Consider the following 12,730-nt stretch of genomic DNA (forward strand, 5'->3'; position numbering starts at 1 on the left):
TGTTTCGGTTCCGGACTATCCGTGGCGAGCTATAACAGATTCGTTTGGCCCGCCCCGGGCATCCCGATCCGAAGGAACGAATCATGTCTGAGAAAACGACCGCGGCCGCGACCGGGGCGTCGGCGACCGAACACTTCCGGGCCACCGTTAATGGCGCCGCCGACGTTCCGCCGGAACGGGTCGACGCACTGGTGAACGACGTTTTGCAGAGCGTGCACGCGACGATCCGGGCGCACCGTGTCACCTATTCCGAATACGACGCTTTGAAGGCGTGGCTGATCCAGGTCGGCCGGGACGGCGAGTGGCCGCTGTTCCTCGACGTCTTCGTCGAGCACGTCGTCGAGGAGGTCGCCACCGCCGGCCGCGCCGGCAGCAAAGGGTCGATCGAGGGCCCGTTCTACGTGCCCGGCGCCCCGGAATTCGGTGCCGACGCCACGCTGCCGATGCGCGACGACGAGCAGGGCGTCCGGCTCACCCTGCACGGCCAGGTCCGCAGCGTCGACGGCACGCCGCTGCCCGGCGCCAAGGTGGACATCTGGCAGGACGACGCGGCCGGCTTCTATTCGCAGTTCGCGCAGAACATTCCGGAGTGGAACCTGCGCGGCGTCATCACCGCCGACGAGAACGGCCGTTTCCGGATCCGCACGATCCAGCCGACGCCCTACCAAATCCCGATCGACGGCGCGACCGGCGCCCTGATCCGCGCGGCTAACTGGCCGGCCTATCGCCCGGCGCATCTGCATCTCAAGGTTTCCGCGGCCGCGCATCAGCAGATCACCTCGCAGCTCTATTTCCCGGGTGACCCGCACAACGAGACCGACATCGCAGACGCCGTCAAGCCCGAACTCATTCTCCAGCCCACCCCGGCCGCCGACGGAATCGACGTCGAATACGACTTCATCCTCGATCCCGCCTAGCCGAATCAGGTGTGGAAGATCCAGCGCTGCCGCTCGTCCGCGACGGTGAAGCCGAGCCGGAGCATGTTGTGCAGTGACGTGTTGTGCTCGCCTTCCCCCTCGCCGATGGTTTCGGTGATCAGGTCCCCGACGCGGATCCCCGCGCCCGGTAGTAGCCGATCAGCTCGGACACCAGATCGCCGGTCACCAGCGCGTCCGACCCGAAGCCGATCGCCCTGTTCCAGAACTAGGTGGGCCGCCCGGTCATACAAAACACCACTCCCCCGGCGAGGCGGCCGACGCCGAGGCCCAGAGCGGACGCGGTCGCCGCCGGCACCCGGCAGCGAAGTCGAACAGCGCTTGCGCCTCAGCAACTTCAAATCCATAGCGTCCATCTTGCCGAAGCCCCCGGCAAACAAAGTTGCGTGCGGCGTCAAGCACTCGCGCCGTTCTCCTAAGCTTGCCTCGTGACTGAGGAGTCCGTGCTGATCGACCTGGACACACCACCCACCCGGACCCCCACCGTCGCGCCTCGCTGGCGCCGCCTGGCCGACGGGAAAATGTCTGTCCTCGCGGCGCTCGGCCTGATGATCGCGAGCGCTGGCATCGGCGCCGCGCTGACCGTCGCGTACCGCGCACATCACGTTCGCGTTGTGAGCATCTCCGCCGACGTTTCCCTCGACCCGACACCGCGCGTGACGGTCACCGATCGACAAGTCCGGCTCGACGGAAGCGTGACGATCACGAATGTCGGCACCTCTCCGATAAGCGTCGTCGGTCTTCACATGGAACCGGCGCTGGCGTCCCTGAACGGCACGGCCTCGAACGGCGCGATCTATCCCGGCGTGGCCTCCGTCATCAGCGCCACGGTGCGGATGACGTGCGGCACTTACTCGCCGCCCACGCTGAACACCAAAGCGTCGATGGTCGTAGCGGTATCGATGAACGGCGATTCTTCCGAGACCCGGGTCACCTTCGACTACGGAGAATGGGAAATGCGGATGTTATTGGCGTGCGCACACGGGTGAGAGGCGGACATCGTGGGGTAAACCTACTGGTCATGGCGAAGTATTCGGTCAATCCCGCGGCAGTACGGCGCGCCCGTGAACTCATTAAGGCCCGGCAGTACGTGCTCGACAGCGACTGGGGCACCGCCCAACCACGCGCCGACGCCGAGAACACTTTTCTGGAGCGACATACCTGGCAGGAGTACGCCGAATGGCATCTGGCCCGCACCGACGGCGCCGGTGACGAGACCAAGGCCCGCTACGCCTTCGTCTACGGCGACTTCCGCCGCATCCATCGCACCGGCCTGATCGCCTGTGTCTACCGAGCCGCGGAATGGCGGCACAAGGACGTCGAGCTGGCCGCGCATCACCTGTTGCAGGAACTCGACACGGCAGCGGGCATCACGCCGACCGCCTAGAGGTAGAGACCTTTCGCGTCAGAGGTCTCGGCGCCGGTCGACGTGCTGCCACGCCATCTGGTCGTGTTGGCTGTTGCCGCTCGTGTCATCTGGGCGGGTTGGCTCCGGCGCCGGCAGGCAAGGTCGTTTCGTAGCGCCGGTGGCCAGCATCGCAGCGCCGCCGGCCAGCATCGCAGCGCGGGGTGGGCATTGCTGCGTATCGCCGGGCGCGGGTCGCGTCGGTCGGCATTCACCGCCGCGCTGCAAGGCCATCATGTGGGATTCGTGTCCGTTGTGCGGGATTGGCGTCCACATGGTGGCGGCGGGTCCACATCGTGAGAGTCATATCCACAGTGGAGCGTCTTTTCTCCGCTTTTGTCCGCGCTTGGTTGGCTCCGTTCTTCGACTTTTCGTAGACCTTGGAGAGTTTGAGGCTCGCATGTGGGCGTAAGTCTCCAAGGTCTCGACCAAATCCAGGATGTGGTCGGGATCGTCCACATAGTGGAACTGTTCCGCTGGTTCTCGCGCCGCTCACCCTCCGATGCGGTGGCCTTCCGTGGCGGACCTGATGGCCGTCGCTGTGGGGAGCTGGGACGTTCCGGCCGTGACGGGTGCCCACACCTGCTGTGGGTCGCCGCGGTGTGGGGAGCCACAGTGTCTCCGCCGTCGCGACTCCCCGCACGTGGGTGAGGGGGGCCGCGGTGTGGGGAGCCACAGCCTCCCCGGCGTCGCTACTGCCCACACCCGGGTGGGGCGCCCATTGTGGGGAGCTGGGACCTGCCCGGACCTGGCGGCGCCGCCTCGCACGCGGAACTCCAGGCCGACGGAACCAGCTGAACAGTTACACATAGTGGGATGCGTGAGGGCGGGGCGCGCGCTGACCGGAGCCACGTGTGGCTCGTCCGGCATCTCGGCGGCGGATGTCGGTCGCGGGCTGCGAGTCGCAGAACGAGTTTGCCGCCTTGTGCGCTGGTGCTGGCAGACCAGTTCGCGCACTCTTGCCGGTTGCTCGACCCGTACGGCATCGGTGAGCTTCCCGACCGGCGCCTACCACACCGCCGAGCTGCCGTATCTTTCCGATGTGGACTTCGCGGGGGAGTCGTCCGCGGCGATGGTCGGCTGTTGGACCGCCTTCGCGCGGCACGGAAGCGCATGGACGCCCTTCGACATCCGATCCGGCAACGTCCAGCGATTCGCCAGCGAGCCGGGCGGCGCCACCGGCTTCGCCCGGGACCATCAGGTCGCGCTCTGGCGCGCTTGCGCGTCCCTCCTACGGTCGGCGTGACCTTCTGCCGATCGGATGCCGATGCCGTTCCTGCTGCTCGTTCTCCTCGCCCCGGCCGCACTGCTCGTCACGATCGCCCTCGCCCGGCGGGGTTACGCCGCCGGCCGGACCCGCCTGCGGCGCACCGCCGGCCGGGTCTGGCTGTGGAACGTCGCGGCCATCCTGGGGACGATCGCGATGTGCTGGTACGCCGTCGGATTGCTCGCCGTCGGCGCGGCAGTCGTGAGTGCGGAGGACGGCGGCACCGATTCGTCGCCGCTACGCCCTTGCCGTACGCCCGGAAAGGAGGAGCGGGCGCTGCACGTCGTCGACTACAGCGTCCGCCTGATCCCGCTGCGGTTCGTCTGCGTCACCAGGAACGCCCCGGACTACGCCGCCGAGTCCGTTCCGAATGTCAATCCGGCGGTGCTGGGCTTCACGGTGGCCGCCGTCGCCTGCGCGGGGACGGCTTTCGCCCGCCCGCGCACCGTTCACACTTTGGGGGTGCAGCAATGACGAGCGACGTCACGCCCGAAATAGTGCTGAGGCAACGCCGAACGGCGGCCCCCCTGAACCAGGTAGGCCGCCGTTCGCAGAGCGTGAATCAGAGCGGGCGAATGTTCTCCGCCTGCGGGCCCTTCTGGCCCTGGGTGACGTCGAACTCGACCTTCTGGTTCTCGTCGAGGCTGCGGAAGCCGCTCGTCGCGATCGCCGAGAAGTGGGCGAAGACGTCGGCGCCGCCGTCGTCCGGGGTGATGAAGCCGAAGCCCTTGTCAGCGTTGAACCACTTGACGGTGCCTGTAGTCATGTCTGCTCCTTCGCAGGATGTTCGAGACCGCACTGTGCGGACTCGCACGCCGCCGCGTTGATGACCCCCGCGTCAGAACCGACACGAAAACGAAAAACGCCCGACTAGGTTTTCGATAACCCATCAGGCGTCGAGAACGTCTTTGGAAATCAAAACTGCAACAGGACGAAGCCTAGCACAGGCTCGGCCGATCGTCCGCCCTTGGCCGACCGCGTCGCAAGTCGTCCCGCGTTCGGTGAGATACGGCTCGTGCCGGTCACCCTCCGCACTTGTCGCACAGTCTCGCTCCGCACCCGCACCCTCCACATGAAACCGAGCCGCCTTCACGTTACGTCGATGTCTACCGGCCGAGACTTCCGACGCCTTTCGCGATGACCAGCACCGAGATGACCAGCGCGGAGGTGGACTCGATGCCCATCATGATCTTGGCGCGGGTGGACAGCGGCATGGTGTCGGTGGGGCTGAAGGCCGACGAGTTGGTCACCGACATGTAGGCGTAGTCGACCAGGGTGGGGACCCAGCCGCTGACCTTGCTGGAGCCCTTGTTCACCTCGACGACGGTGTCGTGATCCTCGTCCTGCGGGAACCGGAAATCCGCCTTCGGGAGCTCCTCGCGGGCCAACCGGGTGCGCGCGACAGGTCCACCGCGGTCTAGTTCCCAGAAAGCCAGGGCGTAAACGATCACGTTGGTCAGCCAGACCTGCCCGGCGGCGAACAGCAGCGGCACGGCCTCGGAACTGCCGGTGCTGACCAGTTGCCGGAGCAACAACACCAGCGCGACCGTGTTGACGACCGCGATGAGGCAGACCAACCCCAGCGAGGTCAGCCTGATCCAGCGGTTGTCGCGTGTCATCCGGCGGGGATTGACGCAGACCAGGACCACGAGCAGCACGGTCTCCAGCGCCGGGATCACCAGCCGCGGTCCGAGGATCAGTTGCTCGGGCAGCAGCGCGTAGAGGGCGATCGCCGCGAGGGTGACCAGCGCGGACGGAAGCCGCGCCTCACCACGACGGCCCCGGGGTGTCGGTGCCACCGGGCCAGCATGCACCCGGCACCACGAGTGATCAACGCAGCCGGGGCCAACACGCCGTGGCCCACGTGCCGAATAACGCCGTCGGCTCGAATCGCGTTCTGGCCTGGCACTACGATCGCGATATGCAAAATACTTTCGAGCGCCGCAGCATGTGCTTCGTGGGTGTCGACGCCGCGGTTGCTCGGTGACCGGCGGCCCGCAGGCGACGTTCGTCGTCGAGTACCCGTGTGACCAGTTCTGCCACATCGAGGTCGAGCTGATCGGCGAGCCCGGCCACCTCACCCTGCAGCAGATGCGGGAGAAGGCCGACGAGCTCCACCGGCACGCCCACGAACCGGAGGCGACCGAGGCCCCCGCGCCCGTCGTGAGCCCGGAGGCGGCGCAGCGTCCGGCCGCAACAGTGTTCCGTTCCGCACCCGACCGCGGCGACGACCGCCGTCATGACGGGCGTTCGCGCCAGCGCCGGTAAGGCCGCTCCATCGGCACCGATGATTTTCCCGGACGCGACCGGTCATACCCGGTACCACGACGCTACGGAAGGACATCCGGTGACCGAGCTCAACGCGGACGACGCCCGGCGCGCCATCGTCGAACACACCAGACGTCTCGCCGAGTCGGCCGCCGCCGCCGGGCCCGACGCCACCGTGCCGACCACCCCGGAGTGGACCATCACGGACCTGGTCGGCCACGTGGGCATGACCCAGAACTGGGTCGCCGAGATCATCGAACGGCGCATCACCGACCCCACCAAACTTCCCACCCAGATGGCCGTACGCCCGGACGACCCTCGCGACTGGCCGGCGTGGCTGGCCGAGTCCGCGCAACGGGTCGCCGGCGCGTGCTCCGACGACGCGCTCGACGCGCCGGTGTTCAACCCGGCGACGGACGGGCGTACCGGGACCCGATTCTGGCTGTCCAGCTCCCTCAACGAGGCGGTCGTCCACGGCTTCGACGCGGCCAACACGGCACACCGACCGGCCGACATCGACGCCGGCGTCGCGGCCGCGCTCATCAGCAACCACCTGGCGCTGCTCACCTCCCCCACCTGGGAGTTGCAGCGCGCGGAGTCCGCTCACGCCATCCGCGGCACCGGGCAGACCCTGCAGTGGCTGGCCACCGACACCGCGGACGCGTGGCTCGTCGAGCAACGGCCGGACGGGGCGACGTGGCAGCCCGCCGCCCGGAAGGCCGACGTGACGGTGAGCGGCCCGGCCGGATCGCTGCTCCTGACCCTGACCCGCCGGGTCCCCCTCGCCGAAGCCCCCGGCATCACCGTCGACGGCGACACCGGCCTCGCCCGGCACTGGCTCGACAACACCGCCCACGTCAGCGGCTGACCCCTGGGCCGCGGACTCCCGCGCGTGGCGCGGATCTGACGGGTAGCGTGCACGACGGAGGACAACCGACGAAGGGCAGCGGATCATGAGCAGCGACCCGGAAGAAGCCAGCGACGCCCTGCTCGCCCGGATCGCGCCGGGCATGGCCGTGCTGGACGTCGAGGGTGAGCAGGCCGGCATCGTCGGCGGCGTCCAGTTCGCGGGCACCGAGGTCCTGCCGGAGGCTCCCCTCGGGATCGCCGAGGACCTGGTCGACACCGGCTATGTCCTCATCGACGGCGCCGGCCACCTGGCCAACGACGCCTATGCCGGCGGCGACCAGATCGACGACGTCTCCGACGTGGTCCGGCTGAACGTGCGGCGCCTGGACCTGGTCCGGGCCGAGTCCACGACGGCCTGACATTGTCGAACCGGACAGGGTGGACGGTTGTGGCAGCTCAGCCGAGCCCGGCCCGGTCCAGGATCATGACGAGCAGCTCGGCGAACTCCTTCGGGTGGGAGTAGAACGGCGCGTGGTTGCCCACCGCGCTGTAGACGGCGCCGGTGCGGGCCGCCATCGCTTCTTCGACGACCGCCACCGTCGACAGATCGTTGTCCGGGATGACGTACGCGCTGGGGATGGTCTTCCAGCCGGCCGCCGTCACGGTCTCGAAGTCGCCTCGGACGGTCTGCGGCACCAGCCGGTCGATCGCGGCGGCGGTCTCCGGGTTGCCGGGGTCGGCGTCGAAGAAGACCAGCGGCAGATTCAGGTCCGGGTTCGCCACCGGGCGTAGCCCCGCGAGGGATTCCGGTGCCGGGACGCCCATGATGCCGAACATCGACTCGCCGATGTCGGGAACGTAGGCCGCCACGTAGACGAGATAGACCACGTTGGCCGCGCCGGCGCTCGCCTGGGTGGCCGGGACGCCGCCGTACGAGTGCGAGACGACAACGACCGGTCCGTCGATGGCGTCGATCGCCTCGCGGACCACGCGCGCGTCGTCGAAGATGCCGGGCAGCGGCTCGGGCAGTGATTCGTCGGTGACCGCGCTGAGCAGGTCGACGGTCACTGTCGTCCACCCGAGGGCAGCGAGTTCTTTTTGCACCTTCTCGTACACCCAGCCGCCGTGATGGCCGCCGGGAACGAAGAGGAGGGTCGGGCGCGTCGCCATGATCAGACCTTTCCGAAATACGGTTTTCGTGACAATCGGACTCTGAGTCCGATTGGACGATACTGAGAACCTCACACGCGCGAAACGTGGCCTTCGTCTCGCCGTAGGATTGGCCGATGACCGCTCTCCACCGGCCGGCCGCCTCGGCGGAGCGCCGCGACAACATCGAGGCGGGGGTCATCGCCGCCACCGAGCGGTTGCTCCGGGGCGGCACGGGCTTCACCGAGCTCACCATGAAGCAGATCGCCGACGAGGCGGGTCTGGCCCGCTCGACCCTCTACCTCTACTTCCGGGAGAAGAGCGCGGTTCTGATCCGCATGGGTAACCGGCTGGGCATCGACGCGTACGAGATCGTCAACCGGTGGCATCCCGGCGACCCGAGCGGTTTCGACGGGCTCGCCGAGACGCTGTTCGAGGTGATCCGCTACTACCGCGAACGCGCGCACATCCTCGTCGCCATCCTCGAGGTCTCGGCATACGACCGCACCGTGCGCGAGCACTGGAACGCCGAGCTGGACAGGTTCCTCGACCTGTCGGAGCAGTGGCTGCGCGCCGAGCAGAAGGCCGGCCACGCCTCCCCCGACCTGGACACCCTGACCACCAGCAGGCTCCTCATCTACGGCTGCAACCAGACCATCGCCCTGCACGTCACCACCGGCGACAGCGCCGACGACCACAGGGTCGCCCGGGAGATCGCCGCCAACCAGTGGTTCGGCGGGCTGCGTCGGCCGACACCCGGCGACCTTGCCCAGGGCATGTCGCTGGCGTAGCTATCGGCGCCGGATGACGGTGGCCGCGATCACGACCGCGACCAGGGTGAGCGCGGCGGCCACCACCATGCCGGCGTCGTAGCCGGTGGTGATGGCAGCGGCGGTCTCCGGGTGGCGGTGACCGGCGGTGACGGAGGCGGCCACGCCGGCGAGGATCGCGAGGCCGACCGCGCCGCCGACCTGCTGCGCGGTGGTGATCAGCCCGGACGCGGCACCGGCCTGATGCGGCGCCAGTCCGGCGGTGGCGGCGGCGTAGGTCGGTGCGAACGTCATGCCGTAGCCGACTCCCATGATCAGCAGGCTGGGCAGCACCGATCGGACGTAACTTCCGTGCACCGGCAGGAAGCACAGCCACACCATGCCGAGGACGACCAGGCTCGGCCCCGCGATGAGGAAGGGGCGAGGGCCGAAACGGTGGATCAGCTCGCCCATCCGGGTCGAGATGCCGCCGAGGATGACCGGGAGGGGCGCGAACGCGAGGCCGGTCTGGATGGCGCTCCAGCCCTGAATGTCCTGCATCCACAGGGTGAGCACGAAGAACGCGCCGAGGTTGCCGCCGTACACACAGGCCATGATCAGGTTTGCGCCGGTGAGGTTGCGGAACCGGAACATCGTCAGGTCGATCAGGGGTTGCGCCACCCGCGATTCCCGGAGCACGAAGGCGCTCAGCGCGAGCACCGCGCCGGCGAGGGCACCGATGGTGGCGGCACTCCCCCAGCCCCGTTCCGGCGCCTCGCTGAACCCGAAGACCACGCCCATCAACCCGACCGTGACCAGGGCCGCCCCCGGGATGTCCAGCGAGCGCGACCGGTGCTGCGGCGCGTGGGCGGGCACCAGGCGCGTGACCAGGATGCTGATCACGACGCCGACGGGGACGTTGATGAGGAAGTTCCAGCGCCAGCCGGCGTACTGGGTCAGGACTCCGCCGAGCAGCAGGCCGACCGCGGCGCCGCCGGTGGCGATCAGCGACCAGTATCCGAGGGCCTTTCCCCGCTGCCGCGCTTCCGGGAAGGTGACGATGACGATCGACAGCGCGCTGGGCGCCATCAAGGCGGCGGACAACCCTTGCAGGCCGCGGAAGATGATCATTTCCGGCAGCGAGGTGCTGATCGCGATGAGCAACGAGAACACGGTGAACGCGATCATGCCGGTGACCAGCACGCGCCGGCGGCCGTAGAAGTCGCCGGCGCGCCCGCCCAGCAGCAGGCATCCCCCGAAGGCCAGCACGTAGGCGGTCACCACCCATTGGATCGAGCTGTCGGACGTCCGGAGGTAGGCCTTCATGACCGGAATGGCGACGTTGATGATGGCGATGTCGAGCACCACCATGAACTGCGCGATGCCCACGAGCGTGAAGATCAGCCAGGGCCGGTCCGGTGCGGACGTTCGGTTCACTGCGGGTGCGGACGCGGTCGTAGACATGAGGATTCCCCGATTTGTGGTTACGGCCGGCGACGGCCGGCGTGGTTGCCGTCAGGCGAGTCGTTCGACCAGGGCGCCGGCCTGGTCGTCGAGGGCGTCCGCCGCGGCCGGGTCATCGGCCAGCCGGGCGCGCCAGTGGGCGATGCGGTTGTCGAGGTAGTCACGACGGGCGAGCAGAGCCTGGATCTCCGTGTCCACCTGCTCGCGGTGCGTTTCGAGCAGGTGGATCTTGGTGGCGATCGTCTGCGGACCGTGGCCGCGTGCGGCGATCAGCGTGCGCATCGCGTCGATCGGCAGGCCGGCCGCCCGCAGGTGGGCCAGCGACTCGATGCGCTCGACCATGTCGGGCGGGTAGCGGCGATGACCACTGCTCTCGTCGCGCGGCACCGGATCGATCAGCGCGATCTCCTCGTAGTACCGCAGGTTGGTCACGCTGAGCCCGGTGAGCCGCGACACCTGCTGAATCGTCAGCGCCTCGGTCATGCCTTCGAGTCTGCGGAACCTCCAGCGCTGGAGGTCAAGCGAACCGGACGTCAGCTACCTCACTATTCCCCCATGATGAGCTCGTACGAATGGGCGCGGTCCTTCGGATCGGTGAGCACGGTGACGAGGATTATTTCGTCCGCCGCGAAGGTGTCCGCCAATTCGGTCAGATGCGCCCGGACCACCTCGGGCGGACCGGCGGCGATGGTGGGGCGCATCAGGTCAAGAAAGGCGCTTTCCTCGTCGGTGAATTGGTATTCGGCCGCGGCCGCGACATCCAAGAGGGCCTGTGGTTCCTGCCGGGTGCCGATCCGGCCCAGCAGGATCTCCGCGGGCCGCCCCAGCGCGTCAGCCGCTTCCTGCGTCTCGGCGCACAGCGTGGAGACGCCCAGCATCAGCTTCGGGGTCTCGCTCCATCGCGACGGGCGGAACTCGCGGCGATAGATCTCCACCGACTCCGCGGCGTTGTCCGGCCGTAGCTGATACGCGAACGCCATGGGCACGCCCAGCCGAGCGGCCAGCGCCGCGCCGGCCGGGCTGGACGCGAGCAGCCACGGTTCGGCCGGAACGGCCTGCTCGCCCACGCGCCGGAGGATCTCCGCCACGTTGCTCTGGTACTCCGCGTCGGAGGCCGGTTCCGCACCCCACCGCAATGCGCGCAGCAGCGCCGCATCATTCGAGCCGGGACCGCGGCCGATGCCGAGGTCGATCCGCCCGGGGAAGAACGCGCTCAACGCCTCGAACTGCTCGGCCACCGTCACGGCCGGCTGATTGACCGCCAGGACGCCCCCGGACCCGACCCGGATCGTCGAGGTTGCCGAAGCCGCCCCGGCGATCGCAACCGCCGGCGGAAAAGCGACCAGCGCGGGCGAGCCATGATGCTCGGCGTACCAGATTCGGCGGTACCCCAGCCTTTCCACGGTTCGCGCGACGTCGAGCAGCCCTTGGCCGTCCGGGAACGGATGAGCCGCATCGGCTACCAGCATTTCCAGTGCGGACAACGGAACATCGATCATACTCACGACTTTAGGCAGGCCCGAATATCAAAGTGCCGGCGTCGAATCGAATCGGGCAGGAGACGCCACCGGCCGGGCAGAAATTGTCCTTCCGGACGGGGTAACGTGGAACACACTCTGGACGGGTGTGGTCACGGCCACGCGCGACGGCATGAATAACCCCGCCACGTCAGCGTTCGGGGAGCGTGTCGAGTGACTATCTGACCAGTGCGGAAATGGATCAGCTGGCATGTGACTGTTTCATTCCGACCGTCGTCCATGCCGGGAACGGTTGCCGCGTTCGCTGCACCGAGCAGGTCCTCAGCGAGTCGGTCGGGCTGATGCGAGTGTCGACGCTGGGCGGCTCCTTCCGGGTCGTCCGCACCCAACGCCTCGCCGCGAAATCCACCGGCGACGAAATGCTGGGGATTTCGGTCGGCATATCCGGAAATTCCCGGGTACGCCAGGACGGCCAGTTCGCCGCGCTGAGCCTCGGCGACGCCGTGCTCTACCAGGCTCACAGTGTGTGGGAGCTGGCTACCGAAGGCGACAGCGAGACCCAGCTCATCAAATTCTCGCGCGACATACTGCCCCCGGGGCTACGCGAGATCGACGAGAGCATCCCGCGGCTGCGGGTTCATTCCGCGGCGACGAAACTTCTCGCCCACTATCTCGATCAACTCGACAGGTCCGCGGCCGACCTCACCGCCGTGCAGCGGGCCGACGCCGGCCAAGCGGCGATCGCCCTGCTGGTCATGGCATTGCGCAGCCCTGACGTCGCGGCACCCGACGGTGCGGATCCCGTGCTGCTCGACGTGGTGAAGGCGTACGTGCGGGCTCATCTCTGCGAACCGCTCGGCGCCGAGGAGCTGGCCCGGCGGCACCACATCTCGGTACGGCAGCTCTACCGCCTCTTCGAGCGCATCGACACTACCCCCGGGGTCTACGTCCGCACCCAGCGGCTGCTGGCGGCGCGCAACCTGCTGGTCGACACCAAGTACATCGGACTCTCGATCGGCCGGGTGGCGGCGATGGCCGGATTCGCCAACGTCCGGACCTTCAACCGCGCCTTCCACCAGGAGTTCGGCGCGACAGCGGGCGACTGGCGGCAGCAAGCGAACCGGACCCCGGCGCCCAGCCTGAGTCCGGCGTAGCGCCTCAGCGGC

17 protein-coding genes are annotated in these 12,730 nt (G+C 68.2%); 10 read left to right on the forward strand and 7 right to left on the reverse strand.

Going from position 1 to position 12,730, the window contains the following annotated elements; genetic code table 11:
- Nucleotides 1-83 precede the first annotated feature (83 nt).
- Nucleotides 84-917: a catechol 1,2-dioxygenase gene (gene catA / locus HH310_RS02510; protein ID WP_169173698.1), complete on the forward strand. Its 834-nt coding sequence runs from the start codon at nt 84-86 to the stop codon at nt 915-917.
- Nucleotides 918-922: 5 nt separating this feature from the next.
- Here the strand turns inward: catA and HH310_RS02515 are convergent, their stop codons facing one another.
- Nucleotides 923-1,168, reverse strand: coding sequence for a hypothetical protein (locus HH310_RS02515; protein ID WP_169173699.1), 246 nt, complete (start codon nt 1,166-1,168; stop codon nt 923-925).
- Between the two features lie 195 nt (nt 1,169-1,363).
- Between HH310_RS02515 and HH310_RS02520 the strand changes: the two genes are divergently transcribed.
- The 4 genes from HH310_RS02520 to HH310_RS02535 all read left to right on the forward strand — a co-directional run bounded on the left by HH310_RS02520 (nt 1,364) and on the right by HH310_RS02535 (nt 4,081).
- Nucleotides 1,364-1,924: a hypothetical protein gene (locus HH310_RS02520; RefSeq protein WP_169173700.1), complete on the forward strand. Its 561-nt coding sequence runs from the start codon at nt 1,364-1,366 to the stop codon at nt 1,922-1,924.
- Nucleotides 1,925-1,956: 32 nt separating this feature from the next.
- Complete coding sequence (locus HH310_RS02525) at nt 1,957-2,322, forward strand: hypothetical protein (RefSeq protein ID WP_169173701.1); 366 nt, start codon at nt 1,957-1,959, stop codon at nt 2,320-2,322.
- A gap of 1,006 nt (nt 2,323-3,328) precedes the next feature.
- Nucleotides 3,329-3,586: a hypothetical protein gene (locus HH310_RS02530; protein ID WP_169173702.1), complete on the forward strand. Its 258-nt coding sequence runs from the start codon at nt 3,329-3,331 to the stop codon at nt 3,584-3,586.
- Nucleotides 3,587-3,601: 15 nt separating this feature from the next.
- Nucleotides 3,602-4,081: a hypothetical protein gene (locus HH310_RS02535; RefSeq protein WP_169173703.1), complete on the forward strand. Its 480-nt coding sequence runs from the start codon at nt 3,602-3,604 to the stop codon at nt 4,079-4,081.
- Between the two features lie 88 nt (nt 4,082-4,169).
- Here HH310_RS02535 and HH310_RS02540 read toward each other — a convergent pair whose 3' ends face one another.
- Together HH310_RS02540 and HH310_RS02545 are read right to left on the reverse strand one after the other, a co-directional pair.
- On the reverse strand, nt 4,170-4,373 hold the full coding sequence (locus HH310_RS02540) for a cold-shock protein (RefSeq protein WP_109600809.1): 204 nt from the start codon (nt 4,371-4,373) through the stop codon (nt 4,170-4,172).
- A gap of 340 nt (nt 4,374-4,713) precedes the next feature.
- Nucleotides 4,714-5,406 (reverse strand): hypothetical protein, encoded by a 693-nt coding sequence (locus tag HH310_RS02545; protein WP_169173704.1) that lies wholly within the window; start codon nt 5,404-5,406, stop codon nt 4,714-4,716.
- Nucleotides 5,407-5,590: 184 nt separating this feature from the next.
- Between HH310_RS02545 and HH310_RS02550 the strand changes: the two genes are divergently transcribed.
- The 3 genes from HH310_RS02550 (at nt 5,591) to HH310_RS02560 (ending at nt 7,143) form a co-directional block, all read left to right on the forward strand.
- On the forward strand, nt 5,591-5,875 hold the full coding sequence (locus HH310_RS02550) for a hypothetical protein (RefSeq protein ID WP_169173705.1): 285 nt from the start codon (nt 5,591-5,593) through the stop codon (nt 5,873-5,875).
- 79 nt (nt 5,876-5,954) lie between these two features.
- Complete coding sequence (locus HH310_RS02555; protein ID WP_169173706.1) at nt 5,955-6,743, forward strand: maleylpyruvate isomerase family mycothiol-dependent enzyme; 789 nt, start codon at nt 5,955-5,957, stop codon at nt 6,741-6,743.
- Between the two features lie 85 nt (nt 6,744-6,828).
- On the forward strand, nt 6,829-7,143 hold the full coding sequence (locus HH310_RS02560; protein WP_248293561.1) for a hypothetical protein: 315 nt from the start codon (nt 6,829-6,831) through the stop codon (nt 7,141-7,143).
- Nucleotides 7,144-7,180: 37 nt separating this feature from the next.
- Here the strand turns inward: HH310_RS02560 and HH310_RS02565 are convergent, their stop codons facing one another.
- Nucleotides 7,181-7,894 (reverse strand): alpha/beta hydrolase, encoded by a 714-nt coding sequence (locus tag HH310_RS02565; RefSeq protein ID WP_169173707.1) that lies wholly within the window; start codon nt 7,892-7,894, stop codon nt 7,181-7,183.
- 116 nt (nt 7,895-8,010) lie between these two features.
- Here HH310_RS02565 and HH310_RS02570 point away from each other — a divergent pair, with 116 nt between their 5' ends.
- Nucleotides 8,011-8,664 carry a TetR/AcrR family transcriptional regulator gene (locus HH310_RS02570; RefSeq protein ID WP_169173708.1) on the forward strand — a complete coding sequence of 218 codons (654 nt, stop codon included), beginning with the start codon at nt 8,011-8,013 and terminating at the stop codon, nt 8,662-8,664.
- On the opposite strand, the gene HH310_RS02575 is transcribed toward HH310_RS02570, so the two are convergent.
- The 3 genes from HH310_RS02575 to HH310_RS02585 all read right to left on the reverse strand — a co-directional run bounded on the left by HH310_RS02575 (nt 8,665) and on the right by HH310_RS02585 (nt 11,585).
- On the reverse strand, nt 8,665-10,086 hold the full coding sequence (locus HH310_RS02575; protein WP_169173709.1) for a DHA2 family efflux MFS transporter permease subunit: 1,422 nt from the start codon (nt 10,084-10,086) through the stop codon (nt 8,665-8,667).
- Nucleotides 10,087-10,137: 51 nt separating this feature from the next.
- Complete coding sequence (locus HH310_RS02580; RefSeq protein WP_169173710.1) at nt 10,138-10,569, reverse strand: MerR family transcriptional regulator; 432 nt, start codon at nt 10,567-10,569, stop codon at nt 10,138-10,140.
- Nucleotides 10,570-10,631: 62 nt separating this feature from the next.
- A complete protein-coding gene (locus HH310_RS02585) occupies nt 10,632-11,585 on the reverse strand; it encodes an MsnO8 family LLM class oxidoreductase (RefSeq protein ID WP_211191626.1) in 954 nt (317 codons plus the stop codon).
- Nucleotides 11,586-11,905: 320 nt separating this feature from the next.
- Between HH310_RS02585 and HH310_RS02590 the strand changes: the two genes are divergently transcribed.
- Entirely contained in the window at nt 11,906-12,718 is an 813-nt protein-coding gene (locus HH310_RS02590) for an AraC family transcriptional regulator (RefSeq protein ID WP_169173711.1), read from the forward strand.
- Nucleotides 12,719-12,730 lie beyond the last annotated feature (12 nt).

The sequence above is a fragment of the Actinoplanes sp. TBRC 11911 genome (assembly GCF_012933445.1).
Classification (GTDB): Bacteria; Actinomycetota; Actinomycetes; order Mycobacteriales; family Micromonosporaceae; genus Actinoplanes.

Bases quoted from the DNA above. Each gene is read 5' to 3' on its own strand.
- HH310_RS02580 (WP_169173710.1), bottom strand. From the start codon at position 10,569: ATGACCGAGGCGCTGACGATTCAGCAGGTGTCGCGGCTCACCGGGCTC.
- HH310_RS02560 (WP_248293561.1), top strand. From the start codon at position 6,829: ATGAGCAGCGACCCGGAAGAAGCCAGCGACGCCCTGCTCGCCCGGATC.
- HH310_RS02525 (WP_169173701.1), top strand. From the start codon at position 1,957: ATGGCGAAGTATTCGGTCAATCCCGCGGCAGTACGGCGCGCCCGTGAA.
- HH310_RS02540 (WP_109600809.1), bottom strand. From the start codon at position 4,373: ATGACTACAGGCACCGTCAAGTGGTTCAACGCTGACAAGGGCTTCGGC.
- HH310_RS02575 (WP_169173709.1), bottom strand. From the start codon at position 10,086: ATGTCTACGACCGCGTCCGCACCCGCAGTGAACCGAACGTCCGCACCG.
- HH310_RS02565 (WP_169173707.1), bottom strand. From the start codon at position 7,894: ATGGCGACGCGCCCGACCCTCCTCTTCGTTCCCGGCGGCCATCACGGC.
- HH310_RS02535 (WP_169173703.1), top strand. From the start codon at position 3,602: ATGCCGATGCCGTTCCTGCTGCTCGTTCTCCTCGCCCCGGCCGCACTG.
- HH310_RS02570 (WP_169173708.1), top strand. From the start codon at position 8,011: ATGACCGCTCTCCACCGGCCGGCCGCCTCGGCGGAGCGCCGCGACAAC.
- catA (WP_169173698.1), top strand. From the start codon at position 84: ATGTCTGAGAAAACGACCGCGGCCGCGACCGGGGCGTCGGCGACCGAA.
- HH310_RS02585 (WP_211191626.1), bottom strand. From the start codon at position 11,585: ATGATCGATGTTCCGTTGTCCGCACTGGAAATGCTGGTAGCCGATGCG.
- HH310_RS02590 (WP_169173711.1), top strand. From the start codon at position 11,906: ATGCGAGTGTCGACGCTGGGCGGCTCCTTCCGGGTCGTCCGCACCCAA.